Annotated in this window: 21 protein-coding genes; 19 read left to right on the top strand and 2 right to left on the bottom strand. The window is 37.7% G+C overall.

Going from position 1 to position 25,613, the window contains the following annotated elements:
• Positions 1–13: 13 nt before the first annotated feature.
• The 11 genes from CUN60_RS10460 (at position 14) to CUN60_RS10410 (ending at position 11,438) form a co-directional block, all read left to right on the top strand.
• Entirely contained in the window at positions 14–1,600 is a 1,587-nt protein-coding gene (locus CUN60_RS10460; protein ID WP_102951988.1) for a hypothetical protein, read from the top strand.
• Positions 1,601–1,662: 62 nt separating this feature from the next.
• Positions 1,663–2,697 (top strand): FUSC family protein, encoded by a 1,035-nt coding sequence (locus CUN60_RS10455; protein ID WP_102951987.1) that lies wholly within the window; start codon positions 1,663–1,665, stop codon positions 2,695–2,697.
• Positions 2,687–3,157: a 23S rRNA (pseudouridine(1915)-N(3))-methyltransferase RlmH gene (gene rlmH / locus CUN60_RS10450; RefSeq protein WP_102951986.1), complete on the top strand. Its 471-nt coding sequence runs from the start codon at positions 2,687–2,689 to the stop codon at positions 3,155–3,157. The genes CUN60_RS10455 and rlmH overlap by 11 nt, the downstream gene beginning before the upstream one ends.
• 34 nt (positions 3,158–3,191) lie before the next feature.
• Positions 3,192–3,902, top strand: a complete 711-nt coding sequence (locus tag CUN60_RS10445) for a class I SAM-dependent methyltransferase (protein ID WP_158649391.1) — start codon at positions 3,192–3,194, stop codon at positions 3,900–3,902.
• A gap of 11 nt (positions 3,903–3,913) precedes the next feature.
• Positions 3,914–5,005 carry a glutamate 5-kinase gene (proB, locus tag CUN60_RS10440; RefSeq protein ID WP_102951984.1) on the top strand — a complete coding sequence of 364 codons (1,092 nt, stop codon included), beginning with the start codon at positions 3,914–3,916 and terminating at the stop codon, positions 5,003–5,005.
• Complete coding sequence (locus tag CUN60_RS10435; RefSeq protein ID WP_102951983.1) at positions 5,002–6,249, top strand: glutamate-5-semialdehyde dehydrogenase; 1,248 nt, start codon at positions 5,002–5,004, stop codon at positions 6,247–6,249. The genes proB and CUN60_RS10435 overlap by 4 nt, the downstream gene beginning before the upstream one ends.
• A gap of 8 nt (positions 6,250–6,257) precedes the next feature.
• Positions 6,258–6,722 carry a Rossmann-fold NAD(P)-binding domain-containing protein gene (locus CUN60_RS10430; protein ID WP_102951982.1) on the top strand — a complete coding sequence of 155 codons (465 nt, stop codon included), beginning with the start codon at positions 6,258–6,260 and terminating at the stop codon, positions 6,720–6,722.
• Between the two features lie 12 nt (positions 6,723–6,734).
• On the top strand, positions 6,735–7,094 hold the full coding sequence (locus CUN60_RS10425) for an NAD(P)-dependent oxidoreductase (protein ID WP_102951981.1): 360 nt from the start codon (positions 6,735–6,737) through the stop codon (positions 7,092–7,094).
• A gap of 12 nt (positions 7,095–7,106) precedes the next feature.
• On the top strand, positions 7,107–7,325 hold the full coding sequence (locus tag CUN60_RS10420; protein ID WP_102951980.1) for a MarC family protein: 219 nt from the start codon (positions 7,107–7,109) through the stop codon (positions 7,323–7,325).
• Between the two features lie 183 nt (positions 7,326–7,508).
• A complete protein-coding gene (locus CUN60_RS10415) occupies positions 7,509–10,280 on the top strand; it encodes a hypothetical protein (protein WP_158649389.1) in 2,772 nt (923 codons plus the stop codon).
• Between the two features lie 51 nt (positions 10,281–10,331).
• A complete protein-coding gene (locus CUN60_RS10410; RefSeq protein ID WP_102951978.1) occupies positions 10,332–11,438 on the top strand; it encodes a linear amide C-N hydrolase in 1,107 nt (368 codons plus the stop codon).
• Between the two features lie 83 nt (positions 11,439–11,521).
• Here the strand turns inward: CUN60_RS10410 and murQ are convergent, their stop codons facing one another.
• Both murQ and CUN60_RS10400 read right to left on the bottom strand, forming a co-directional pair.
• On the bottom strand, positions 11,522–12,430 hold the full coding sequence (gene murQ / locus CUN60_RS10405; protein ID WP_102951977.1) for an N-acetylmuramic acid 6-phosphate etherase: 909 nt from the start codon (positions 12,428–12,430) through the stop codon (positions 11,522–11,524).
• 75 nt (positions 12,431–12,505) lie between these two features.
• Entirely contained in the window at positions 12,506–13,444 is a 939-nt protein-coding gene (locus CUN60_RS10400) for an alpha/beta fold hydrolase (protein ID WP_102951976.1), read from the bottom strand.
• Positions 13,445–13,668: 224 nt separating this feature from the next.
• Here CUN60_RS10400 and CUN60_RS10395 point away from each other — a divergent pair, with 224 nt between their 5' ends.
• The 8 genes from CUN60_RS10395 to CUN60_RS10360 all read left to right on the top strand — a co-directional run bounded on the left by CUN60_RS10395 (position 13,669) and on the right by CUN60_RS10360 (position 25,611).
• Positions 13,669–16,431 (top strand): glycosyl hydrolase family 18 protein, encoded by a 2,763-nt coding sequence (locus tag CUN60_RS10395; RefSeq protein ID WP_102951975.1) that lies wholly within the window; start codon positions 13,669–13,671, stop codon positions 16,429–16,431.
• Positions 16,432–16,623: 192 nt separating this feature from the next.
• The gene (gene sdhC / locus CUN60_RS10390; RefSeq protein WP_102951974.1) at positions 16,624–17,007 is read left to right on the top strand and encodes a succinate dehydrogenase, cytochrome b556 subunit; all 384 of its coding nucleotides are present in this window, start codon (positions 16,624–16,626) and stop codon (positions 17,005–17,007) included.
• Positions 17,001–17,357, top strand: a complete 357-nt coding sequence (gene sdhD, locus CUN60_RS10385) for a succinate dehydrogenase, hydrophobic membrane anchor protein (RefSeq protein ID WP_102951973.1) — start codon at positions 17,001–17,003, stop codon at positions 17,355–17,357. Before sdhC ends, sdhD begins: the two co-directional genes overlap by 7 nt.
• A gap of 14 nt (positions 17,358–17,371) precedes the next feature.
• A complete protein-coding gene (gene sdhA, locus CUN60_RS10380; protein ID WP_102951972.1) occupies positions 17,372–19,123 on the top strand; it encodes a succinate dehydrogenase flavoprotein subunit in 1,752 nt (583 codons plus the stop codon).
• A 6-nt stretch (positions 19,124–19,129) separates the two neighbouring features.
• Positions 19,130–19,843, top strand: a complete 714-nt coding sequence (locus CUN60_RS10375) for a succinate dehydrogenase iron-sulfur subunit (RefSeq protein ID WP_102951971.1) — start codon at positions 19,130–19,132, stop codon at positions 19,841–19,843.
• Positions 19,844–19,898: 55 nt separating this feature from the next.
• On the top strand, positions 19,899–21,479 hold the full coding sequence (gene gltA, locus CUN60_RS10370; protein ID WP_102951970.1) for a citrate synthase: 1,581 nt from the start codon (positions 19,899–19,901) through the stop codon (positions 21,477–21,479).
• Positions 21,480–21,542: 63 nt separating this feature from the next.
• Entirely contained in the window at positions 21,543–22,655 is a 1,113-nt protein-coding gene (locus CUN60_RS10365) for a trypsin-like serine protease (RefSeq protein ID WP_102951969.1), read from the top strand.
• A gap of 148 nt (positions 22,656–22,803) precedes the next feature.
• On the top strand, positions 22,804–25,611 hold the full coding sequence (locus CUN60_RS10360; protein ID WP_425266145.1) for a 2-oxoglutarate dehydrogenase E1 component: 2,808 nt from the start codon (positions 22,804–22,806) through the stop codon (positions 25,609–25,611).
• Positions 25,612–25,613 lie beyond the last annotated feature (2 nt).

The following is a 25,613-nucleotide window of genomic DNA, read 5'->3' as shown; positions in this document are numbered from 1 at the left end:
TAAAGGGGTAATTATGGTTAAATATAAATGGTTTAGCCTTGGTGATGTAAGTAGCTCGGCAACCATCGTCTTTGATAATCTAACCAATATGGCAATCATTGCTTTTTTGTTGACAAAAGTATTTGGTATGCCAGCAGACATAGTTTTGCGGCATATAATACCAGGCTTGTCAGTAGGAATTGTTGCTGGAAATATTATTTTTATCTATTTTGCATTTAGGTTAGCAAAAAAGCTTGGACGAGATAATGTTACTGCTTTTCCATATGGCTTGGATGCACCCAGTTGTATTGGTCTAACTTTATCTGTTGTTGGTCCTTCTTTTCTCCTGTTTAAATCTCAGGGGATGACTCCTGATACTGCCGCAATCACCAGCTGGTATGTTAGCTGTGCCTGCACTTTTTTTATCGGTTTTGTCAAATTTGTATTCTCATTTTTTGCCCATAAAATCAAGCATGCACTTCCAACTGTGGCATTACTTGGCGGTTTGGCTGGAGTAGCTGTAGGCTTAATTGCTTTTTTCCCTTTACTATCAATGCTTGAATTACCTCTAGTTAGTTTTATGGTCTTAGCGATAATTGTGATGGTTTATTTTGCTGGTTATCAGATGCCTGCGAATTTACCTGCAATTCTAGTTGCAATAGTTATTGGCACTATCGCTTATTATATTTTCCAAATTTTCCTGACTGGAAATATGCATTTACCAAGTGCTTCAAATATTCAGCTATCATTACCTAGCTTGGCTCTTGGACTTTTTAGTCAATTTGGGCTTGCTGCTAAATATTTTTCAATTGCGCTACCTTTTGCTTTACTAGTCATTTTTGGTACAGTTTCAGTTGCTGAAAGCGCTAAGGTTCTTGGCGAAGAGTATTCACCAAAAGATCTTTTGATGGTTGATGGAATAGCGACCATGTTAATCGGACTTTTTGGTGGTACGGCGCAAACTACTCCTTATGCTGGATTCCCTGCTTATAAAAAAATGGATGCTCGCTCTGGGTACTTGATTATCAATATAATACTGATTGGCTTTGGTGCTTGGTTTGGTTTTGTAAACTACATTATTGATTTGGTACCTGATGCGATTCTTGCACCTGTTCTGATGTTTATTGGTATTGAAATAGCAATGCAGGTATTTATTGTCTGTGATAAAAAATATTATCCAGCTGCAATTATTGGCTTATTTCCATCAATTGCGCGGATGGTTGAAATCAAACTTTCTTCAAATCCAGATCTGGTTTCGATGAGCAAATTAAATGAGATTCTTTATACAGTAAATAATGGTAAATTATCTGATATTGCCGGGATAGTAACTTTTGGTAATGGCTTCATTATTACAGGTACCTTATTTGCTGCGATTGTCTATTATCTAATAGAGCGAAGAATTATTGCAGCTGTAGTAACCTGTATTATAATGGCAGTATCTTCGCTATTTGGAATTATTCATTCGGTTAATCTTGATGGCTCAATGTATTGGGTGGGTAATTTACCTAAGTCCCAGCAAATTATTCCTTACGAAATAGCTGGAGGTTATCTGCTTTTTGCGGTTGTCGCAGTTTTATTGTGGGCATATAACCGTGGTAAGCCAATAAATCTACATCATTAATAGTTGCTTACGTTAATAATAGGCTGTCTTTGTGCAGCCTTTTGTTTTTCCTGATTTTATAGATGAAAAAATTATTAGAAAATTTCCTTGAATTTGATTTTCAAATAAATCTGATTGCACTGCAAACAGCCATTTTTGGTGGAATATTAGCAGTAGTATATTACCTTACTTCATATAATACTGGCTTAATGGCTGCAATAATGGGCTTATTGACTAACTCGCTGATGTTAACCCAAAATTATCACGGACATAATTCAAAACAAAGGTTATTTTTCGGACTAGTTTTCAGTTTTATTTGTTCTCTAATGTTTGGTCTTGCGACCATTGTTTCCTCATCAATTACCCATTCAACATTAATTATTTTATTTCTAATTCCTTTACTATCGATATTAAGTAGTCACCAGTTATTAAAGTCGTTTGCTTTTTATCTTGCCTATGCATTTATTTTAGGGCTTGGATTTTCAGCCCCGAGTTATTTGGTAGCAATAAAGTATGGCTTATTTTTTGGTTTTGGTTGTTTATTATTGGTAAGTGGTGGATTTATCCGTTTATGGTTACGTAAGAAGCTTTTTCATGCCAATGAGTCGGTTGATTTTGTAAAATATAGGCTTATTAGTTATCCAAAAAAGAGAGAAGCTATTTTTATTTCAATTCTTACCATTGCTGTAATATTGGGTAATCTAATTGCTTTCTTACTACATCTTTCTCATGGTTATTGGTTACCATTAACTGCATTACTAGTTATGAAGAATGAACATCAAATTACCTTAAAACGCGTTTTAGAGCGAGTTATTGGAACTATTTTGGGAATAATAATTGCTTATATTCTATTAACCAAATTCAGTATGATCGGATTGTCTCTTGGGATAATGGTATTTTTTTATCTTTCAATTATTACACTTAATAAGCATTATGTGGCTTTTTGTACCTCAATTACGCTTTTGGTTATGGATATTCTTTTCTTATCTGGAGAGGAAAAAGGTATTTTAAAAACTAGATTGCTAGAGACTGTTATTGGTGTGATAGTTGTTGTACTTGCGAGTTTAGTTGTGAAAATCTGGATTGATAAAATGGATACGAAAAACAATGAAAGTTAGTATATTAAATATCGCTAATAAAATGCCTGATTGGGTAAATACTGCTTGTAAAGAGTACCTAACACGGATTAATCATGGTAAATATAGCTGTAGCCTTGTGGAAATAAAAGCCGATAAAAACCCGAATAAACCGGCATTGGTAAATATGGAAGCCGAAGCTAAAAAGATTGAAGCACAAATTCCTAAAGATAGTTTTGTTATTGCTCTTGACGAACGTGGTAAAAATCTTGATAGTATAAAGTTTGCTAGCTTTCTTGAAGAAACTGCGTTAAATTACAGGAATATTACGTTTATCATCGGTGGGGCAGATGGAATTCATCCTGAGTTAAGGGATAAGGCTGATGCGACAATTAGTTTGTCAAAAATGGTATTTCCTCATGCCTTAGTTCGTGTGATCATTCTCGAACAGATTTATCGTGCAATTTCCATTTTAGAAAATCATCCATATCATCGTGAATAAAGTTATCGTAGTATTTGAATTGGCATCTGAAGAAATGGCAAAAAAAATCACTAATATTTTGCCAGAGGCTTTATTGTTGCTCTCTTCAGAGATACCAGCTGATATTAGTATATATTTGAAGTTAGATGCAGATGGTCTATGGTTATATAGCGAAAGCTTTGCACCATTTCATCTTGATTTATTTTATGCTGAGTTTATTGCCAAACGAAGTAAACTTATTGCTAGAGAGTTATTAGTCCGCGCAGCCAATCCAAAAGGAGGAGCTAAGGAAACTAAGCGAGCACTTGATTTAACTGCTGGACTTGGGCGTGATAGTATTATCCTTACTCTTGCTGGCTATCAGGTGATTATGCTTGAAAATAATCCGTATTTGGCGGTAATCCTTAATTATCTATCAATCAAATTTGCCAAGCAGTTACCAAATTTGCAGGTTATTTATGCTAACCATAATCAGTTCTTAACTGAATCGACTAATTGTTATGATTTGATTTATTATGATCCAATGTTTGAAGATGGTAAAATGGCTCTTGCCAAAAAAGATATGCAATTAATTGATTTGCTGGTTAAATCGCATCCAACTTTGGAACAAAATGATAAATTGCTCCTATGGCAATTACTAAAAACACATTGTCAGAATAAAATTATTGTTAAGCGAGATAATAAGCAGCAACAAGCATTTGCCAATATCGAGCCAACTTACTCCATAAAAGGTAAGACCGTAAGGTTTGATGTTTATCAATGTTAAATAGGTAAATTATGAAAGTAGTAATCAAGGTAGGAAGCCAGACAATAATTTCGCCTGAAGGTGAGGTTCTTGAAGATGTAATGGCAGATGTAATCCGTCAGGTTGTAGAACTGCAACAGCAGGGTCATCAGGTAATACTGGTAAGTTCTGGGGCAGTTGCACTCGGGAGGGTAATCAGCAAAAAAATTGTGGGAAAAACTTACGGAAGTAGTGTAGCAGATAAACAGCTACTGGCAAGCCTTGGACAGCCTCGCTTAATGGCTATTTATGCAAAAATTTGTGAAGAAAAACAGCTAATGGTAGCGCAGTTACTTCTTACTAAGTATGATTTTCAGACTAAGCGTAGTTATACCAATATCCTTCGCTTACTCCAAAAAGGTCTTGATCAGCCAAATGTGTTGGTAATTATCAATGAAAATGATAGCGTGGCGGTTGATGAACTTATGTTTACTGATAATGATGAATTGTCTGGGATAATTGCCGCACAGATTGGTGCCGATAAGCTACTTTTATTAACTAGTATTAGCGGTGTGTATGATAAAAACCCGGAAAATCCGGATGCTAAATTAATCCCGGTGATTGGAGTTAAAGATAAGCTTCCTGAAGTTTCGGGGGCTAAAACGGCTCTTGGGCGCGGTGGGATGGCAAGTAAGCTTAATACCGCTCGTAAAATGGGTAATGTTGGTGTAATGACACATATAGCATCAATTGCTGAAGAAAATGTGATCGTCCGATTGGTTAACGGGGATGTGGCTATTGGTAGCCGGGTAATTCCTGAGCACAAGAAGTCGGGTCGCAAAAAATTCCTAGCTTTTGGACAGACTGGGGCGGTAGCTACTATCATGGTTAATGACGGACTAGTTAAAGTTTTAGCTAGTGGGCAGCAATGTATCAGCATCCTTCCTGTTGGTGTAGTTAAATTTACTGGAGAATTTGCTAAGGGTGATCTTATTGATATTGTTACTGAGAAAAATCAGAAAATTGCGACCGGAGTTGCGCGTTATAACGCAGCTAAACTTAAAGAGTACCTAGGTGGGAAAAATCATCCACCATTAGTACATTATGATTATTTACATGTAAATTATGAGGTATTTGCCGAATGAATAATATAGCGGATAATTTTCGTAAAGTTCGTGAGATAGGCTATGAGACTCAGGATTTAACTTCGGAGCTACGTAATAAAGTTCTTCTTGATCTTGCGAATTTGCTTGAAGATAAAACCAATGAGATAGTAAAAGCTAATCAGCTTGATTTGGATAAGATGGCAAAAGATGATCCAAAATATGATCGCTTACTTCTTAATCAAGAACGAATAATTGGCATTGCTACTGATTTACGTAAGGTTAGTAGCTTAGCTTCACCTGTTGGTCAGATTCTTGAAGAAGTCTCACGATCAAATGGTTTATACCTCAAAAAAATTAGAGTTCCTTTAGGAGTAGTTGCGGTAATTTATGAGGCGCGCCCAAATGTAACTATCGATGTTTTTGCATTGGCATTTAAGACAGCAAATGCTGTAGTATTAAAAGGTGGCAGTGAAGCCCAGCATTCAAACCAGATACTGGTCAGTTTGATTCATCAGAGCCTTATTCAGAGTAATATTGATCCGGGGTTGGTTTATTTAATGCCGCCAGAACGTGAAGCTGTTCATGATCTATTAAATGCAGTTGGTTTAATTGATGTTTGTATTCCGCGTGGTAGCCAAGGACTGATAGATTTTGTCCGTAAGAATGCTAAGATCCCTGTGATTGAAACAGGAGCTGGGATCGTTCATACCTACTTTGATAAAAGTGGTGATGTTACAAAAGCTAGTAAGATTATTCATAATGCTAAGACTCGGCGAGTAAGCGTTTGCAATGCACTTGATACTTTATTGATCCATCAGGAGCGACTTTCGGATTTAGCGATGTTAGTTAGTAATTTGGCGGAGAAAAATGTAGAAATCTATGCTGATACTGAAAGTTATGCTGTGTTAGATGGGAAATATCCGGCTTCACTATTAAAGCATGCAACACCTGAATCATTTGGCACCGAGTTCCTTGATTATAAATTATCTATAAAAAGTGTACCTGATTTAGATAGCGCCATCAAGCATATAATGAATCATACCTCTGGACATAGTGAGGCAATAATTGCTGAAGATCAAGTTGTAATTGACAGATTTCTACGAATAGTTGATGCTGCTGCGGTTTATGTTAATGCTTCAACTGCATTTACTGATGGTGGTGAATTTGGTATGGGTGCAGAGATCGGTATTAGTACCCAGAAGCTGCATGCGCGCGGACCCATGGCATTGCCGGAATTAACCAGCTATAAATGGCTGATTTATGGGAATGGACAAATTAGGTAATTCGAATAATGCAGATACTATTTATTGCTGGGCAGAACGATGAAGAGCGCCTGCGTTATAAAGATTTCGTTAGCCGCTGGTTAACTGCTTTTGATAATTATGTCCCAGAACTGAAGATCCATGTTTATCCGGATGATAATTTTGATCCAGATGATATTGAAGTGGTTCTGATTTGGAAGCATCCTTATGGCTTACTAAATAAATTCAAGAATCTAAAAGCAATTCAAGTAATGGCAGCAGGTGTTGATCATGCACTTGCTGATAAAGAGTTGCCAAATGTGCCTATTGCTCGGATTATTGATCCTGATATGGCTAAGGATTTGGCACAGTATGCAGCCGCTTATGTACTAAAGATTATAAAGCGGATTGATCATTGGCAGCAAAAGCAAAAAGAGCATCGATGGACAAAACAGCCACCATTTAATTTTAGTCATCTGACTATCGGTATAATGGGCTTGGGGGCAATGGGGTAGGCAACTGCAACCATGCTACTAATCTTGATCTACAGGTTATTGCTTGGAGTAAATCTTCCAAAAAAAATTGAGCGAGTTGATTGTTATGCTGGAGACAAAGCGCCAGACTTATTTCTGGCAAGGACAGATATTCTGATTTGTATGCTACCATTAACTGATGCAACCCGAGATATTTTAAATCTGGAACTATTTAGGCGGCTAAAACCTAATGCATATATCATGAATCTTGGTCGTGGTGAACATCTTGTTGAAGAAAGTAAAATATCAGAGAAGACGATTAATCCAAATCGAATTAAAAGTTTGGGTATAAGCCCACTTGCTCTCCCAATGATAGTTGGTCCGGCTGCAATTGTAATGGTAATTCTCTATTGACAGCAGCATACAATTTTAGGTAAATTTCTGATTGTTGGGGTCTTGCTACTGGTAAGTATTTCTGTAGTTGTCGTATTTATGCTAGCAAATTATATTGCTCGCGCGCTTGGATATATGGGGGTTATTGTCCTTACTAAATTAATGGGGCTTATTATTGCGGCAATTGCGTGTGAAATGATTGTCTCTGGATTGAAGGCAGTTATACCAATTCTAGTTCGAGCTGCCAATTAAAGCTAAGACTAATTGATCTTTATTCTAGAAGTTAAAGAATAATCTGAGTTTCAGATCATTAGCTGTAGCTTAAATGCTATATGTTGTTATTTATTTGTAGCAAATTTAGTGGTTTGAATAGAATCTTTAATTCAGGCATGATATACTATGATAGATATATCTAATCTGATAGAAAGATTTTTCATGAAAGCTTACATAACATGCGGTTTCAAGGGTTTTGCTTGTTTGTTATTCAGTGCTACTATCCTATCCGCATGTAGCAGTGGTGGTAGTTCAAATAGTAGTGCTCAGTATAAACCACCAATAGGTCCCAATTCTTATCCTGCATTACAAACAATGTTTACCCATTCTAAAACAGCTTATTCAGGAGCCTTTGCCCCAAAATCTTCAAATAACAACTGTGGTATAAGTGATGATGCAGCAGCCTCTGATTTGGCAATAACGACAGGTTTTATCAGTATGGTGCCTGTAGCAGGACCTGCTTTAGGTGCTTTGACAGGGACAGCTAGTGTTGTTTTATCTCTAATGGGTGGTTCATCTCAAAATTCATGTATGCAATCTGAATTAAATGTTATTAATCAACAGCTGGCTATTCAGGAAGCACAAATTCAAAGTATTGAATCTGAACTTAATCTGACAGACAACACATTTTATGTTGAAAACTACCAAAATGCTTCACAAATTGTGGCAGCCGACAATCTAACTTTTCAAGATGCAGTATCTAACTTTTCTGGACAGCCAAATAATGCTGAAGACTTAGGTTCTATGACTAATCTTATGATTGATATAAAATTTTGGAATTCTACTAGCGCTGCGATAGCTATGCCTGCTAATTTAGCTATTTATATGGAAAGTAACCCTACTTGGCTAACTAATACTTATATTCCTGGTGTAGCAAGATCTGGAGATCAGGCAAACTATCAAACTAATTTAATAAGTCTTGCCGGAGTTAATTTGTCTACATCATGTATAAATTCTGGTAATGCACCTTATACTTGCGTTAGCCAAAACCCACTAAGTTCAGAGATAGTTATGTATCAGGCTCTTTATAGTGCTCTTACTGAAGATATATCTACGCAAGGATATAATAACTATATTCCATTATATGATAATTATAATAATACTTTGATGCAGGCTTATCAACAAACAATTTTTGCCTTGCAGCAAGCCTATTTTATGGAGTATCTGAATAATCAGGTTAATTACAATAATGCGGTTGAGTGTATTGGTCAACCATCTTCATGTTTACAGCAGACATTATCTTATGGTAATGTGTCGGGTACATATTTTGTGGTCGGTTATAATCCTGTAGCTACGAGTGATGAAAGTAGTGTTTATACAAATACTTACGTTGCAGCACAACAGCAGTTAACTTTACTTTTCGCTGCCTACATGAATCAAGCATATATTAACACACTAAACTATATGGTTTCTGATGGTGTTGTTGGTGCTCAGACTTATCCAACTGGTCCAGATACTTTTGTGGTTAATGGTACGACTGTTACAGATGAAAATCCGGTTAATTATGCTGCTGATCTGGGTAGTGATACAGTTGCCCCTATGGCATACTTGATTAATAATATCCAAACTTCATCTGCCGCAGGGGCACAGGGATATACTGGAACACTAGCTAGTTCATTGCAAAATCTACAAAAAGAGTCTTCCATTATGCTTTATCAATACTATGGGCTAAATAATGTTCGAGTATGGGCACAAAGTGTATTTTCTGCAAATTCGAGTAATATGGCAGAATCATTGCAAGCGATTGCTGCTAATTATGAGAGCGCACCACAGTTATTTATCAATGGTAGCGAATCATTTATTGCTTTCAATCAGTCAGTCGTACCAGGGTATTTGGCAACACCAACTGGCTATCCTCTGGGCTTAAATTATCAGCAAACTAATCAGTCACTCATGCCTTATTATGTTCCGGCGAGTGCTTATCCATTAGCAAGCGGAAGTCTAGCAAATAATATCAATCTCAGTGCGTGTAACCCATCAGCTGTGGGTGCAATTCCCGGTTATAACCTATACTGGTACGTTCCAAATGGAGCTAATGGCACATTTTCTTTAGGCACAAAAGGTGTACCATATTTAATGTGTGGTAATTGGCAAACTGGTTATTATCAGGAGGATGTTGCTGGTAGTATTAATAATAACCTTGTTGCATATGCCGGATCAGTTGAGAATTTTGGCTATCTTGCTGCGCATTTGTTAACTTATGTGAATCTTGCACAAAATTCATGGACATTTGTTTCATTTAGGAATAATCCTGAAGGCACTGCTAGTAATATAACTTATATGGCAGCCAGCAATAGCGGGAATTTTGGTATTGATTGGTATGATGGTTCTAGCCTGACTCCTGGTGAATCTTATGCATGGATTAGTGCTGGAGGCTTTGGTAATGCTACCAGCAATAATTATATTACTGTTGTTGCTGCAGTTCAGACAACTTTTCCTGATGGTTTTATTGCATCATTTGGTATAAACCCAATTCAGAATAGTAATGGTTACTATACTAATACACTAGGGATATCCTATAACCCAAATATTGATATAGTTCAGATTAATGGTATCAGCCTGAACAGTGAAAATGCACGTTGGAATTATCCTGGTAATCCTGATGGCGATCCATATAATTGGGCTGTAGCTTTGTTAAATATGACGTTATATACACCAACACATCCATCACCGAATAACACTTATGTGAGTGGTTTATTACTTAACGGTAACTTACTTTTTGTTAACGGTGCACCAATGACTGGAATTTATCTTTATGACTACGAATATAGTTATCAAGATACTTATTTGAGTTTGAACCCAGTTTCTTATACTGGACCAAACATGCCATCCCCCTACGGTATAACTTCACCTTATTGTTCATGGGATTTACAAGATTATAGTGGTGGTTATGAAATGACCATATTTGCTTGTCAGTTATCTTCATACTGGTAACGGCAAAAGTTTGATTAATTTTGATGGTTAATTTTATGGGATTTATAATTTATGAGGCAGAAAAAATTGAAAAATAGTATTGTTTTTGGAGCTCTAGTGCTCACAGGCATCGTTCAATCCGCATTAGCTTGTACAGATGTAAATATTCAAGCTAAAAATGGCGCTGTTGTAGCTGGACGTACGATGGAGTGGGCATATGAAATGAAGTGGCAATTATTGTATTATCCGAAGGGCAGTAAATTTAAATTATCATCACCATCTGGTAGTAATTTACCTTCTAGAGAAATGACAGGTAAATATGATGTTTTGGGTATTGGTTCTGGACTTGCTGGGAATACTCTTCTTGAAGGACAAAATTCTGAAGGTTTGGGATTAAGTGGGAATTTCCTCCCGGGATATACAGAATATGAGACAGTAACGAAACAGGATAAGAATTACATGTCTATACTAGAATTTGGACGCTTTATTTTGGCAAATTATAAATCTGTAGCAGATGTAGAGAAGGATGTAACAAAATATAAAGTCTTTGGTGCTGATGTACCGGGAATTCCGGTTAAGCCAACTGTTCATTACTTGATTACTGACCGAACAGGAAATTCTATCGTCATCGAATTTATAAATGGACAGATGAAAATATTTGACAAGAGTATTGGGGTAATGACAAATGCACCAAACTATGACTGGCATTTAACAAATATTCGAAATTATGTAAATTTAACTAGTAGTGGTGGTAATGTGGCAAAAGTTTCATCTCTGGGTGATGTTACAGGTTTTAGTCAGGGAACATCTTCTTTTGGGCTTCCTGGTGATTATACATCTCCATCAAGATTTGTCAGAACAACATTTCTGAAATATTACTCGACTCAACCAAATGATGCAAAGGGTGCAGTGAACTTGGTTGATCATATCTTGAATACCGTTGATATTCCGATTGGGGTTGTCTCAGATAAGCAAGGTTCTAATACCTACAATGATTATACACAATGGATTGCGGTTAAAGACTTACAAAATAATCAGCTTAATTTTTCTGACTATACACATAGAAGTAATTTTATTGTAGTTGATATGACGAAATTAGCTGGACAGAAAGAAATAGTTTATCCCATAAATAAACTTATTTATCCAAATAATGATATAACTTCAAGCTTAATGAAATAAGTAGTTCTTAGTTTTGATTCAAATACTGTAAAAAAACTGATAGAAGTAATCACTATCAGTTTTATATTTCTATTTTAAGTCTATTAGGCTATTTTACGGATTACTCCATGTGCTTTGTCAAGCTTTTTCTGGGCTTCTTCATAACTACAGTTATTAATGATCATAACAATTGCTGATTTTACATGGTTGTGAGCTAATTCAAGGTACTCTGATGCCGTAGTGAAGTCAACCTCGGTTGCTTCCATGATGATTTTTTTGGCACGTGCCTGTAGCTTCTCATTTGATGTTTTAACATCCACCATTAAATTTTTATATACTTTCCCCAAGTTAATCATAGCTGTAGTGCTTAGCATATTGAGGATAAGTTTTTGTGCTGTTCCAGCTTTCATCCTCGTTGAGCCGCTAATGACTTCTGGGCCAGGGCTGATTTCTATTTTTATGTCAGCATAGTTACTGATTACACTATTTTTATTACAAGCAATTGCAATAGTTGTGCAGCCAATACTGTTGGCATATTTTAAGCCACCGATAACATATGGAGTCCGACCAGATGCGGCGATTCCACAAACAATATCTTTTTCGGTTAATGTAATTTCTTTCAAATCTGCAAATCCAGCGCTTTCCTGATCTTCTATACCTTCCTGTGCTTTAATAAAAGCTTCTTTTCCACCAGCTATTAATCCTACAACAGTATTGTAATCAACTCCATAGGTAGGAGGACATTCAACCGCATCAAGGATACCTAATCTACCACTAGTACCAGCACCCACATAAATCAGGCGTCCTCCCTGTTTCATTGACTGGGTTATTGCATCAACAGCTTTGGCTATTACTGGTAACTCCTGTCCAATTGCTTCTGCTACTTTATGATCCTCTTCATTAATAATTTTTAATTTCTCTATGGTTGGTAAAATATCGATATTAATTGAGTTTTGATTTATTGTTTCTGTTGCTAAAGTTTTAAGTTGTTCAAGAATTTGTTGTTGGTTCATAAGTTCCTACCATTTATTTAACTACCGCAATTTTACCGAAATTCCTCGTTTGCAGTGCATCAATTATTTACTCTTTCAAGAATGTTCAATGATGAATTTGCGGAATGTTTCCTGAACACTTGCTGCTTCTTTTGCAAAGAAGAAGCAGTAGTGAGTACCATATTCAATCCAGATCTTTGATTTTTTCCTGCTTTTCAGCTGCTCATAGGCAAATACTCCATGATAAAACTTTACATCGGAATCATGCGTTCCATGAATAATTAGTGCTGGACACTTGATTTTTGCAAAGTTATCCCAGTTTGCATTAGCTCCTTCTTTCATATCATTCATTGTACCAAGCTGACGTGGTGCATAATCAGACATGCTATAGATTAGCTCAGCGATTACTTCCAGTTGTTCTTGTGATTCAACAATCTCTTTCACTCGCTGGTCAATTTTTTGTTGATCTAGATATCCTTCTGCCCGAATAAGGTTTTTTATTACTGTTTCAGGGAAATAAACTAGGCTTTCCTTAGTAAACCATAAACTAAAGTCGGTAAGAAACATATTTTGGGCAATTTTACCAGTTTGTTCGGGGATTAAATATTCTCCGGCGATGGCATCAATAGCAACAATACCCTTAACTCGCTCTGGGTATCTGCTGGCAAATGTATATAGTGATAATCCACCTGCCGAAATTCCTATAGTGATGATAGACTCAATTTGCAGATAATCTAGTAATGCCGCTAATGCATCAGCCTGTGCTTCTTTTGATTGCCCCGTTTCCAGTGGAGTCCCCAAATATCCAGGACGCGAAGGGCAGATCATCTTATAGCCTTGTGGTATATAGCGTTTGAATAATAAAATTGACTGATCATAGCCCCCAACTCCACCATGAAGAAATAGTAGCGGAATCCCCTCACCATATATGGCAAACTGCATTTTTCCCATTGATAAATCCGCAATTTGGGGAGGAGGAATGTCAAGGGGAGAATGGAGTTTATTTTGTAAAAATTGATAAACCGGGTTTAGCATGGTCATATCCTAATTGGTTGATATTACTTATCATGTTATTTTAGCAGGAAGCTTGATTAATTTGTGGGTTAATATTTATTGATGTGTTCTAGGCATGAGCTTATAATCCATGCAAAAATGAATAAATGTTATACAAAAATGTCTATTTCAATCTTATATGGCAGTTTGGTAGAATCATGCAATAAATTAAGATAAACCAGTAACTGTTCTAGAGGGAAAAGAGAATGAAAATGAAGCAGATGAAAAAAGTAAGTTCGGCTTTAGTTATAGCCGGAAGTGTAGCCTTGGCAGGTTGTAATGGCGGGACAACTGGTGGTGGTCAAAATCTGACTGGTGCACCAATAAGTGCAACCGCAGTTAAAAGTTTGTTTGCAGCAAACAGCTGCTTAACGGGGAAATTAAATTTCCCCGGTAACTCGACTTGGTATCTAGGTGGTAGCATAGATATTATCAACAGCTGTAACTCAGATCTGGATTTAGCTGGAAATACCATTAGCTTTACCTCTCAAGACAGCAAAGGTGGCAAAGTTAATGTTGGAACGCTTAATAACTGGTGGATAAATGGTTCTGCCTATAAACTAGTTTTTACCCCAGGAAATGGTAATCAGCAAATAGGTACTATTAGTGCCGATAATGGTAATGCTATCATTAAAGCTAACCAGACGATATCATTTACTGGCGGATTAAACCTGAATGGTAACACTTTTAATATTGATTTAGCCCAAAATTCATTTGCAGTTAATGGTGCAACACCGACTCCTACACCAACGCCTACTCCGGTTCCTACGCCGACACCGACACCGGTTCCAACACCAACACCAACTCCAAGTGGTGACTATCCGGTATATCCATCGCAGCGTGGAACATACACTGGCGGTACTCTAGTTTATGGTACTGATGGTAAATTATATGAGTGTTTATCTACAACAGTTGCACCATGGTGTAATAGCAGTGATGGTGCATGGGCGTATGCCCCTGGTTCAGGTAGCTACTGGTCACAAGCTTGGAAGCTAGCATCTTCACCGACACCCACGCCAACTCCAACGCCTACTCCAGCTGGTAGTATCAATATTACAGTTGATACTAGCGAAGCTGGTTGCAGTGGTTCGGCATGTGGTCGCGTAACTGTGAGTATTCTTAATTCAAATGGTACAGTAGTTAATAGTTTTAGTGTTCCTTCTTCTGCATTGGGTGGAACTTATACTCAGCAAGTTAATAATCTTGTTGCTGGTAGCTATACCGTAGCAGGTAGCGTGATTAATAGTACAACCGTAAGCTATAAGCCTTCGGCTACAGCAGCAGTTACTGTTGGTAATACTTCGCCAGTAACCGTTAAATACGATAAGGTAGTTGTACCAACTGGTAAAGCTACTATTTCCCTTGGTAATTATGTTGCTAATTATACGGGGACTTTGACTGTACAAATTTTGGATCAAAATAATAATCCTGTTAACGGCGGAACCTTTACAATGAAACAGGGTGATTCTGTAACCACTGCTGATTTACCTGTGAGCGATGCTAATACTTCTTATCGTGTAAAAGTATTAACTGGGATTGCTGATCCTTTACAGGGCTTATATTATGTTGAAAGTGGTGAACCTACTTTGACAATTGTCAAAGATACAACGAAACCATTTAGTGTTCCAATGGTTAAGTCTAATGTCTCACAAAGTAGTGTTATTCTTGCTGTAACTGGACTAGAAGGTAGTGATAAAGCTAGTGTTACATTTAGTGACGGGGCTGGAAAATATAGTTATGTGAACTATTCTAATTTAGCAAATGGTAGTGTTACATATAAAATTGAGAATAATCTAAATTTAGGTACTACAATTACAGCTAGCGGTAGTAGTAGCTATGCTGTGAATCCAATTACTGATACTGGTTTAGTGACTTCGAATAAAACAATATCTGCGGCTTTTCAGAAGCAAGTAGCACCTGTGGTTAAAAAAATCAATGCAACCTATTGGGCAATGTGGGGTAGCAATACTTCCTATGATGTAGGTGGAACTTATCCATCTGTTGCTGTGGATGCGCCAAATATTGATTCTTCATATAATGTAATTATAGCGTCGTTTATTATTACTGATAGTAATGGTAATTATATTTTGTCAACATATGATCCAGGGTCAACTAATCCTGTTAAGTATTATACCGATGATCAGATTATTAACTTTGTTAAACAAGTGAAAGCTCAAGGGCGTAAGATTATAGTTTCTCTTGGTGGTGAAAAATTCCATCTTACTATGAAAACTGACGCAGATGTGGCTACATTTGTAACCCAAGTAGACAAGATTATTGATAAATATGGCTTTGAAGGTATCGATCTTGATCTTGAAGGTGGTGCAACTGCTGAAAATCCAGTATTACTGGCTAAAGCGGTAATGCAGGTAGTAAATAACTATCGCGGAAAAGGTCAAGATTTCTGGTTAACTATGGCGCCTGAGTGGGTGTATGTTATCCCTTATGGTTATGGCTGTGGGCAGTGGGGTAGTCATAGTTATCATAATGCATTCTATGCAAAACTAGTTAATAGCTTAGGTATAAACAATATTAACTATATCTGGCCACAGACTTATAATCAGGGACCTGCAAATGGCGTGTGTGGTTCATCTGAAAATGAAGTTAAACCAGGTTCTGGTATGGATAAATTTGTTGCGGCATTAACTTGGGCTGCTACTACAGAATCAGGTTTTGCAGTGAATACTCGTGGTATGACTGGTGATATTATGCCTATTATTCCTGCAAACAAGTTTGTAATTGGTATTCCGGCGACATTGGGTGCTGCTGGTGGTTATATGGCATATGTTATGACTCCTGCATTGATTTCAAGTTCATGGCAGGTTATGAAAAATACTTATGGTATATCTGCTGGTGGATTCATGAATTGGGCTGCCGATTGGGATAATACCAATTATACCAATAGTACCTATAACTTTAGTCATACTCCTTGGGAAACAGGTAGAGCAGTTGCTAATACTATTAAGTAAGCTGTGTATCTCATTTAAAAGCTACGGTTTTCCGTAGCTTTTTTTATTGTTTTTTTATATGGAATTTTAATTCCATGACCAGCTTTCATATTCCATCTGCTAGATAGAAATTTTAACTATTAATTATTGTTGGTCAAGGTATATCTGACTGTGGTAAAATTCAGCTGTTTTTTAATATTTTATGAGGTCTCTATGGAACAGCAACAAAGACCAAAGTACTTGGATTTGCCAAAACTTGGCTCCAAGATGTCGATTACTGCTAAAGTTTCAATTTTACACCGCGCATCAGGTGTCCTGATGTTTCTCGCGATTCCCTTCGTTTTATATCTTTTTCACAAGTCACTAACCAGTGCCGAGTTCTATTCCAGTTCTTACAATGTAGCAACCTGTGCCTTTATGAAGGTGGTTTATATTGTTTTAATCTGGGCAATAATGCATCATATGTGTGCTGGAGTAAGGTTCTTGTTCTTGGATATGCATAAGGGTATAGAAAAAGGAACCGCGCAAAAAACGGCGCGCTGGGTTATGGTTGTAAGCTTATTGCTAACTGTATTTCTTGGAGTGTTAATATGGTAAAGCAGCGTCGTGTATTGAGTGCTGGTTATGGAATAAATAGTTGGTTGCAGCAGCGAATTACTGCGGTGATAATGCTGGTTGGCATAATTGCGGTTTTTGCTTTTCTTATTTTGGCAAATGAGGTAATTGACTCCAACTTCATTAGCTGGCAACAGTTTTTTAGCTTTGTTTTTGTAAAAGTATTTGCTCAAATCGTTATTTTAGCTGTGATTCTGCACGCTTGGGTCGGGATTCGCGACTTATGGATGGATTATGCAAAATCTTTTGGCTTACGTCTGGTTTTACATACTTTGACAGTCTTGTGGTTATTGGGTAGTCTTATCTACTCGGTAGAAATCTTGTGGGCATAGAAAAGGATAAATTGATGAGTGTTCCTGTATTAAAATTTGATGCCGTAGTAGTTGGTGGTGGTGGTGCTGGTTTACGTGCTGCATTACAATTATCCGAAGCTGGGGTTAAAACAGTAGTATTGTCAAAAGTATTTCCAACCCGCTCTCATACGGCTGCGGCACAAGGCGGTATTTCTGCTTCTTTTGGTAATTCAGAGGAAGATAACTGGCATTGGCATATGTACGATACGGTTAAAGGTGCCGACTGGCTTGGTGATCAAGATGCTATCGAATTTATGTGTAAACAGGCAACTGATGCCGTTGCTGAGCTTGAGCATTATGGTATGCCATTTGATCGTTTAGAAAATGGTAAGATTTATCAGCGACCATTTGGTGGGCACATGGCCGAATTTGGTAAAAAACCAGTTCGTCGTGCTTGCGCTGTTGCTGACCGTACTGGGCATGCGATGTTACATGCTTTATATCAACGTAACGTTAAACTGCAAACTCATTTCTTTGTTGAATGGATGGCATTAGACCTTATCCGTGATAAAGATGGCGATGTAGTTGGTGTTACAGCTCTTGAGATGGAAACTGGACAGGTTTATATTATTCATGCCAAAGCGGTTTTATTTGCTACAGGTGGAGCAGGGCGTATTTATCAGGCATCAACTAATGCATTCATCAATACTGGTGATGGTGTTGGTATGGCTTTGCGTGCTGGTTTGCCAGTTGAAGATATTGAATTTTGGCAATTCCATCCAACAGGCTTAGCCGGTGCTGGTGTATTAATTACCGAAGGTGTACGCGGAGAAGGTGGCTATTTGTTAAATGCCAATGGTGAGCGCTTTATGGAACGTTATGCTCCGACTGCCAAAGATCTTGCTTCACGTGATGTTGTTTCCCGTGCCATGCAAGTTGAAATAAATGAAGGTCGCGGTTGTGGTAAAAATAAAGATCATGTACTATTAAAGCTTGATCATTTGGGTGCTGAGGTTATTGATCAGCGTTTGCCGGGTATTCGTGAGATTTCGATTCAATTCCTTGGTATTGACCCAGTTAAACAGCCAATTCCGGTTGTTCCGACTTGCCATTATATGATGGGTGGGATTCCTACCAATTATAAAGGTGAGGTAATGGATGGTGTTGATGAGAAAATCGTCAAAGGATTCTACGCTGCGGGTGAGTGTGCATGTGCTTCGGTTCATGGTGCAAACCGTCTAGGGACTAATTCTTTGCTTGATCTGGTGGTATTTGGGAAGTCAGCAGGTAATAGTGTGATTGACTTTGTAAAAACTTTGGAAGAGCCTAAGCCATTGCCCGAAAATGCAGCAGAATTTACATTGGCTCGCTTGGCTAAATTAGAAGCAAATACTGGTGATAAGCTTGCCGATGTGCGCCATGATATGCAGGTATGTATGCAACAGCATGCATCAGTATTTAGAACTCAAAAAGTTTTAGATGAAGGTGTTGAGCGGATTCTTGAGGTGTACAAGCGTGCTCAAAATGTCAGTATTAGTGATAAATCAAAAGTATTCAATACCGCACGAGTCGAAGCCCTTGAATTTTTGAATACAATTGAAGTTGCGGTTGCAACAATGGTTGCTGCTCGTGAACGGACAGAGTCACGTGGAGCACATGCGCGAGAAGATTATCCTGATCGTAATGATGAAAAGTGGATGAAACATACACTGTACTATAGTAATGGTAATCGTTTGGAATATAAAGAAGTTCATACCAAACCATTGACTGTAGATTATATTCCACCTGCAAAACGTGTATACTAGGAGAATATGATGTCTAAAAAAATGAAATTTTCAATTTATCGTTATAATCCAGAAGTTGATAAAAAACCTTATTATAAAGACTATGAGGTAGAACTGGGCGATCAGGATAAAAAATTATTAAATGCTTTAGTGAAAATTAAGGAAGAGCTGGATGATTCGGTTTCTTTCCGTCGCTCATGTCGTGAAGGGGTTTGTGGCTCCGATGCGGTGAACATTAATGGACGGAATGGATTGGCATGTCTGACTGATCTTGCTGATTTGAAAGAGCCAGTAGTATTGAACCCAATTCCGGGCTTACCTGTGGTTCGTGATTTGATTGTTGATATGACGCAATTTTTTCACCAATATCACTCAATCAAGCCGTATGTGATTGATGAACGGCCAATGCCTGAGCGTGAGCGGTTGCAGTCGCCAGAAGATCGCAAAGATCTTGATGGTGTTATTGAATGTATCCTTTGTGCCTGCTGTTCAACATCATGTCCATCTTTTTGGTGGAATCCTGATAAGTTTCTGGGGCCTGCAGCGTTACTCCATGCTTACCGCTTTTTGGCAGATAGCCGTGATCAGGCAACTAATGAACGTTTAAATGATTTAAATGATCCATATCGCCTATTCCGTTGTCATACAATCATGAATTGCGTCGATGTGTGTCCTAAGCACTTGAATCCAACTAAGGCTATTGGCAAAATCAAGGAAATGATGGTTGCCCGTATTGCGTAATTTGAATATATAAGTATTTGGGGATTGTATATTTTTTAAGGCTATTGTGAAAGTCATGGATTATATATCTATTGAAAAAATGAAGTGGCGTTCGCGTCGGTCAATTCTGGAACTTGATCTTTTTTTTGAGCGCTTTATTAATGAAGGCAGGTTTGCCCGAATGAATGAGGTGCAATTGGGTTACTATCAACAATTGCTTGAATTTGAAGATGGTGATCTATTACAGCTTTTTCAGGGGAAAGTCCGGTTGGCTGATCCTCTTTTCCAGATGTTAATTGATGAAATAGCTCAGGTTGATTTTTATAAGGAAAGTACTATGACAGACGTTAAAGAAAATAAGGTTGAGACTCAGAATCAACGCGTGGTTAAAGTTGACTTTGGTAATGGACAGACCGCTGAATATCCAGTTTATAAGGCTACTTTGGGGCAGGATGTAGTTGATTTTGGTGCCTTTGGTAAGTCAGGTTTCTGGAGCTATGATCCGGCCTTTTTGGCGACAGCAGCTTGTGAATCAAAGATTACTTATATTGATGGTGATAAAGGACAATTATTCTATCGTGGTTACCCGATTGAGCAATTAGCTGAACACTCTTCGCATTTGGAAGGTGCTTATGCGCTACTAAATGGTGAGTTACCAACCAAAGCTCAAAAAGAGGAATTTGAAACAGCCATTCGTTATCATACTATGGTGCATGATCAGTTTTTAAGCTTCTTCAAAGGCTTCCGTCGTGACTCACATCCAATGGCAATGTTGGCTGGTGCAGTTAGTGCCATGGCAGCATTTTATCCTGAAGCTTTTGACTTCAAAAATGCAGAACACCGTAAAATTGCGATTATTCGTCTAATTGCTAAAATGCCAACAATTGTGGCGATGTGTTATCGCTATGGTCAAGGTTTACCATTTATGTATCCACGTAATGACCTTGATTATTCGTCAAACTTCTTATATATGATGTTTGCAACGCCATGTGAACCATATGTACCAAATCCAGTAATTGCTAAAGCTTTTGATCGTATTTTGTTGTTACATGCGGATCATGAACAGAATGCTTCAACTTCAACCGTGCGTTTAGCTGGTAGTTCTGGTACACATCCGTTTGCGGCTATTGCTGCCGGGGTTTCATGCTTATGGGGTCCTGCGCATGGTGGTGCTAATGAAGCGGTATTGAAAATGCTAAATGAAATTGGTGATGAATCACGTGTTGATGTATTTATGCAAGGCGTTAAAGATAAAAAATATCGTTTGATGGGCTTTGGTCATCGCGTTTATAAAAACATGGATCCACGTGCGAGCATTATGCGTAAAACTTGTTATGAAGTGCTAGACGTGTTGGGTAAACATGATGATCCACTCTTCAAATTGGCAATGAAACTCGAGAAAATTGCTTTGGAAGATTCATATTTTATCGAGAAGAAACTTTATCCAAATGTTGATTTCTATTCAGGTATTATTCAACGTGCAATAGGAATTCCAACGGAAATGTTTACTGCTATCTTCGCCTTAGCACGGACAGTTGGTTGGTTAGCTCAATGGCAGGAAATGATTGAAGATCCTGATCTTAAAATCGGTCGTCCACGCCAGCTATATACTGGTTATGCTGCTCGTGATTATGTAGCTGTGGCAGATCGTAAATAGTTTAATCCGTATACAACAGGCAGATTATATATTTCTGCCTGTTGTTTTTTCTGAATCAGGTAGATGAAAAAATATTTAATTGGTCTAGTTGTTTTTATTGCTTCATTGTCCACTGTTTCCTGTAATAGTGGCGGAGGTGGTAATAATTCTGTGACTCCATATCCATATCAAACTTCAGGTAGCTATAACGGTATTTCTTATTCCCAACTGGGAAATCCACCGGGATTTACTGATTATCCGGAGGCATATTTTCCTACATTTACTTCTTCAGCGGCTATGAGTAGTAAAATTGCCTATGGACGGAATACTCAAACAAATATAACTAACCTTAGTGCGTATGTAAGAATGGGGAAATATATTTGTTCAGCTACTCCAATTTATTACAATCCTAAAGAGAACGTTACTTTTCTAGTTGGGGCTGCACATTGTTTTATTCCCGCAAAACCGCTGGCAGACACATTGACAGCTAATGATTTGGTAGCCAATAATCTAGTTTCTGTTTATAATGGTGTAAGTCAAGATACTGGGTGGTATGAGTCCTTTCCTACTACTGCCGTGTATCTGATGAAAAATTACTGTTATGGTGCTACTTTTGATAAACCTGGTGGCTGTCCTAATTTTACGGCTGGAGATGGTGTAGCTGGTGGACAGGGTAATGATCTGGCAATAATCCAGATTCCTGGTAAATATGCCAATCCTGAATCATATCCTACAGTAGTGCCAGAGAGTGAATATCCACAAGAGCTTAGTATGGCTCCAATACTTTCAGTTGGCTATGGTTTGAATACCCAGACACCTGCAAGCCCAGATAGCGATTTACCTCGTGGTACAATGTTTTATGTAGCGAATTATTTTTATGATAAGACTGATACTAATGGGTATCATTATTTATACAATAGCTTCTTCAATAGCGCTAGCAATGGCTATGCCGCACTGATATGTGGTGGTGATTCTGGTGGTGGGGATTTATTCTGGACTGGGCAAAAGTGGATATTACTATCCGAGCATACGTATGGTCCAGATGATGCTTGTGGGACTTATTATAATTATTTGCCAAATGCGGCAACCAATGTTGGAAGCTACTATAGCTGGATAGAAAGTATTATAACCTCAGCAAGTCCACAAGATTGGTGTAATGCTGCGGGTAATAATTGCGTAACCAATTATGGTTTATAATTACTGATATTTTTTAGTTTCAGAGTATAAATTTCAGGATATATTTGCAGATTTTAATGTTGCGAATGATGAAATTGGTATAAAATTAATTCTTCTATCTTTTGATAATAATATTTTGACTAATGCAATTTAACTTACGGGTGAAAAAATGCAAAACATGCGCGATCAGTGGAAATCCTCTTATCTTTTTGGTTCAAATGGTGATTTTATAGAAGAGCTATACGAGCTTTATCTTGAAAACCCTGAAAATATCGATAGTAAATGGCGAAGTTATTTTGATTCAATTCAAGATGGTTCTACCCGTGATGTTAATCATAATGATATAAAAGAGAAGTTTACGATTTTAACTAGTAACCCACTGGCTCTTGCTGGTGGTAGTGAGGTAATGAGTAGTGCACAAACTGCTGTTTACGGATTAATTGCTTCTTATCGGACATTTGGGCATAAATTTGCCAAACTTGATCCATTAGAGCGTGAAATTATTGAGCGCCCGGCTGAGTTAGATTATAAAACTTATGGTTTAGCCAATGAACTTGAGAATGAATTTTTTAATGATTATGATCTTAGACGTGCAAAAAAAGCTAAATTAAAAGATATTATTGCTCAATATGAATCTATCTATTGTGGTTCTGCAGCCTTTGAATTTACTTATATTAGTGAATTAGCCGAGCAGGAGTGGATTCGCAATTATATCGAAGAAAACTATCCTAAATTTAAACTGGATAATGCTGAGAAAAAACAAATCCTTCAAAAACTTACTGAGGCTGATGGTTTAGAGAGATTTTTACATACCAAATATGTTGGGCAAAAGCGTTTCTCCCTGGAAGGTGGGGATTCTTTAATTCCACTGTTGGATAGAGTCATAACTAAAGCTGCAGATAATGGCGTTAATGATGTATGTCTTGGGATGGCACATCGTGGTCGCCTAAACACGCTAGTAAATATTGCAGGTAAAGCGCCACAGAAATTGATTGATGAATTTGATGGTAATTACCCTCATTATGACTTTGTCACTAGTGGTGATGTTAAATATCACAAAGGTTATGCCTGTGAATATACTACCGTAAATGGTAAAAAAGTAAATACTTCTCTAGCTTATAATCCATCGCATTTGGAAGTGGTAAATCCGGTAGTGCAGGGTATTGTTCGTGCCAAACAAGATCGATTACATGATAATAAAAATCAAGTTATGGGTGTTTTGATACACGGGGACTCTGCGCTGATTGGGCTAGGAACTAATCAGGCGGTTTACAATATGTCTGAAACTCGTGCTTATGGTGGGCTTGGTCTAATTCATATTGTAGTTAATAATCAGGTTGGTTTTACTACCTCACGCCGCAATGATAATCGTTCATCGCGCTATTGTACCGATATTGGCAAAATGGTTGAATCACCAGTGATTCATGTCAATGCGGATGACTTACGTGCGGTAGCTTTTGCTGCTGATTTTGCTATTGATTTTAGACACAAATATGCACGTGATATCATGATTGATTTGGTTTGTTTCCGTCGTCATGGGCACAATGAATCAGATGATCCAACATTAACTCAGCCATTAATGTATGTCAAAGTAAAACAACATCCGGGAACTCGTTCGCTATATGCCAAGCAGTTAATTGCGGAAGGTGTTATTACTGAAGCTGATGAAAAGGAATTGGTTGATAATTATCGTAGTAGTTTTGCCAAAGGCGAGCATGTTGCTAAAGATAAAATGAAGCCGTTACCACGTTATTTTATTGATGTTAAAGCAATGTTAAAAGCTAAGTGGACTGATGAAGTTAAAACCAAAGTTAGTAAGAAAAAATTAGCTGAATTAGCCGAGAAAGTAACTCGTAAACCAGATGGTGATTTCAAACTTCATCCAACGGTTAACAAACTTGTAGATACTCGGATTGCAATGGCAGCCGGTAATCAGCCAGTTGATTATGGAATGGCAGAAACTCTTGCCTATGCCGCATTGCTTGATGAAGGTATCAGCATTCGCTTGACTGGTGAAGATATTTGTCGTGGAACGTTTACCCACCGCCATGCCGCTTGGCATGATATGAATCGTAAACGTTTGAGTGAGGGGATTTATTACCCGCTTAATAATGCGAAAAACAATAGTTATTTTGAGATCTATGACTCTATCCTTAATGAAGAAGGTGTTCTTGGTTTTGAATATGGTTATAGTCTTGAGGCTGTTCCAAGCTTAGTACTTTGGGAAGCTCAATTTGGCGATTTTGCCAATGGCGCGCAGGTAATGATAGATCAGTTTATTGTTTCAGGTGAAGCTAAATGGGGTAATCTTAGCCGCTTGGTACTTATGTTGCCACATGGTTACGAAGGACAGGGACCAGAGCATTCATCAGCAAGACTTGAACGTTTCTTGCAATTAGCTGCCGAAAATAATATTCAAGTTGTAATGCCTTCAAATTCGGCACAAATGTTCCATTTGTTGCGTCGTCAGGTTAAAGGTAACTACGTTAAACCGCTAGTTGTTTTTATGTCGAAAAAGCTACTACGCTTTAAAGATGCATTATCTCATGTAGATGAGCTGACTGAAGGTAGTTTCAAATTTGTGATTGGTGATGAAGTTGCTAAAAAAACTGCTGAACGAGTAATTTTATGTGGTGGTCCGGTTTATTACGATTTGGTAAAAGCTAGGGCTGATTATAAGCTTGAAGATAAAGTGGCAATAATTCGTGTTGAACAATTATATCCATTCCCGACCGAGTTTATCAAGGCTGAATTAGCTAAATATACTAAAGCTAAAGTATTTATGTGGGCACAGGAAGAACCATATAATCAGGGGGCATGGTTACAGATTCGTGAAGATCTGGATAATTGTCTGGATGGTAAAGGAAGATTTGTTTCTGCTACTAGACCAAGAGCTGCAGCTCCAGCTTGTGGTTCTACGCACATGCATAATGAGCAACTGCAGGATCTTTTAGCTACTGCATTTGGTAAAAAATAAGG

The organism is Aquella oligotrophica (assembly GCF_002892535.1).
GTDB classification, from domain to species: domain Bacteria; phylum Pseudomonadota; class Gammaproteobacteria; order Burkholderiales; family UBA11063; genus Aquella; species Aquella oligotrophica.
Note: the sequence above shows the minus strand (reverse complement) of the source record. Positions and strands in the feature narration are given on the sequence as shown.

Bases quoted from the DNA above. Each gene is read 5' to 3' on its own strand.
- CUN60_RS10430 (WP_102951982.1), top strand. From the start codon at position 6,258: ATGCAGATACTATTTATTGCTGGGCAGAACGATGAAGAGCGCCTGCGT.
- gltA (WP_102951970.1), top strand. From the start codon at position 19,899: ATGGATTATATATCTATTGAAAAAATGAAGTGGCGTTCGCGTCGGTCA.
- CUN60_RS10400 (WP_102951976.1), bottom strand. From the start codon at position 13,444: ATGCTAAACCCGGTTTATCAATTTTTACAAAATAAACTCCATTCTCCC.
- CUN60_RS10375 (WP_102951971.1), top strand. From the start codon at position 19,130: ATGATGTCTAAAAAAATGAAATTTTCAATTTATCGTTATAATCCAGAA.
- CUN60_RS10460 (WP_102951988.1), top strand. From the start codon at position 14: ATGGTTAAATATAAATGGTTTAGCCTTGGTGATGTAAGTAGCTCGGCA.
- CUN60_RS10410 (WP_102951978.1), top strand. From the start codon at position 10,332: ATGAGGCAGAAAAAATTGAAAAATAGTATTGTTTTTGGAGCTCTAGTG.
- CUN60_RS10360 (WP_425266145.1), top strand. From the start codon at position 22,804: ATGCAAAACATGCGCGATCAGTGGAAATCCTCTTATCTTTTTGGTTCA.
- CUN60_RS10445 (WP_158649391.1), top strand. From the start codon at position 3,192: ATGGCAAAAAAAATCACTAATATTTTGCCAGAGGCTTTATTGTTGCTC.
- CUN60_RS10455 (WP_102951987.1), top strand. From the start codon at position 1,663: ATGAAAAAATTATTAGAAAATTTCCTTGAATTTGATTTTCAAATAAAT.
- CUN60_RS10395 (WP_102951975.1), top strand. From the start codon at position 13,669: ATGAAAATGAAGCAGATGAAAAAAGTAAGTTCGGCTTTAGTTATAGCC.
- rlmH (WP_102951986.1), top strand. From the start codon at position 2,687: ATGAAAGTTAGTATATTAAATATCGCTAATAAAATGCCTGATTGGGTA.
- CUN60_RS10415 (WP_158649389.1), top strand. From the start codon at position 7,509: ATGAAAGCTTACATAACATGCGGTTTCAAGGGTTTTGCTTGTTTGTTA.
- murQ (WP_102951977.1), bottom strand. From the start codon at position 12,430: ATGAACCAACAACAAATTCTTGAACAACTTAAAACTTTAGCAACAGAA.
- sdhD (WP_102951973.1), top strand. From the start codon at position 17,001: ATGGTAAAGCAGCGTCGTGTATTGAGTGCTGGTTATGGAATAAATAGT.
- CUN60_RS10365 (WP_102951969.1), top strand. From the start codon at position 21,543: ATGAAAAAATATTTAATTGGTCTAGTTGTTTTTATTGCTTCATTGTCC.
- sdhC (WP_102951974.1), top strand. From the start codon at position 16,624: ATGGAACAGCAACAAAGACCAAAGTACTTGGATTTGCCAAAACTTGGC.
- CUN60_RS10425 (WP_102951981.1), top strand. From the start codon at position 6,735: ATGCTACTAATCTTGATCTACAGGTTATTGCTTGGAGTAAATCTTCCA.
- CUN60_RS10435 (WP_102951983.1), top strand. From the start codon at position 5,002: ATGAATAATATAGCGGATAATTTTCGTAAAGTTCGTGAGATAGGCTAT.
- proB (WP_102951984.1), top strand. From the start codon at position 3,914: ATGAAAGTAGTAATCAAGGTAGGAAGCCAGACAATAATTTCGCCTGAA.
- sdhA (WP_102951972.1), top strand. From the start codon at position 17,372: ATGAGTGTTCCTGTATTAAAATTTGATGCCGTAGTAGTTGGTGGTGGT.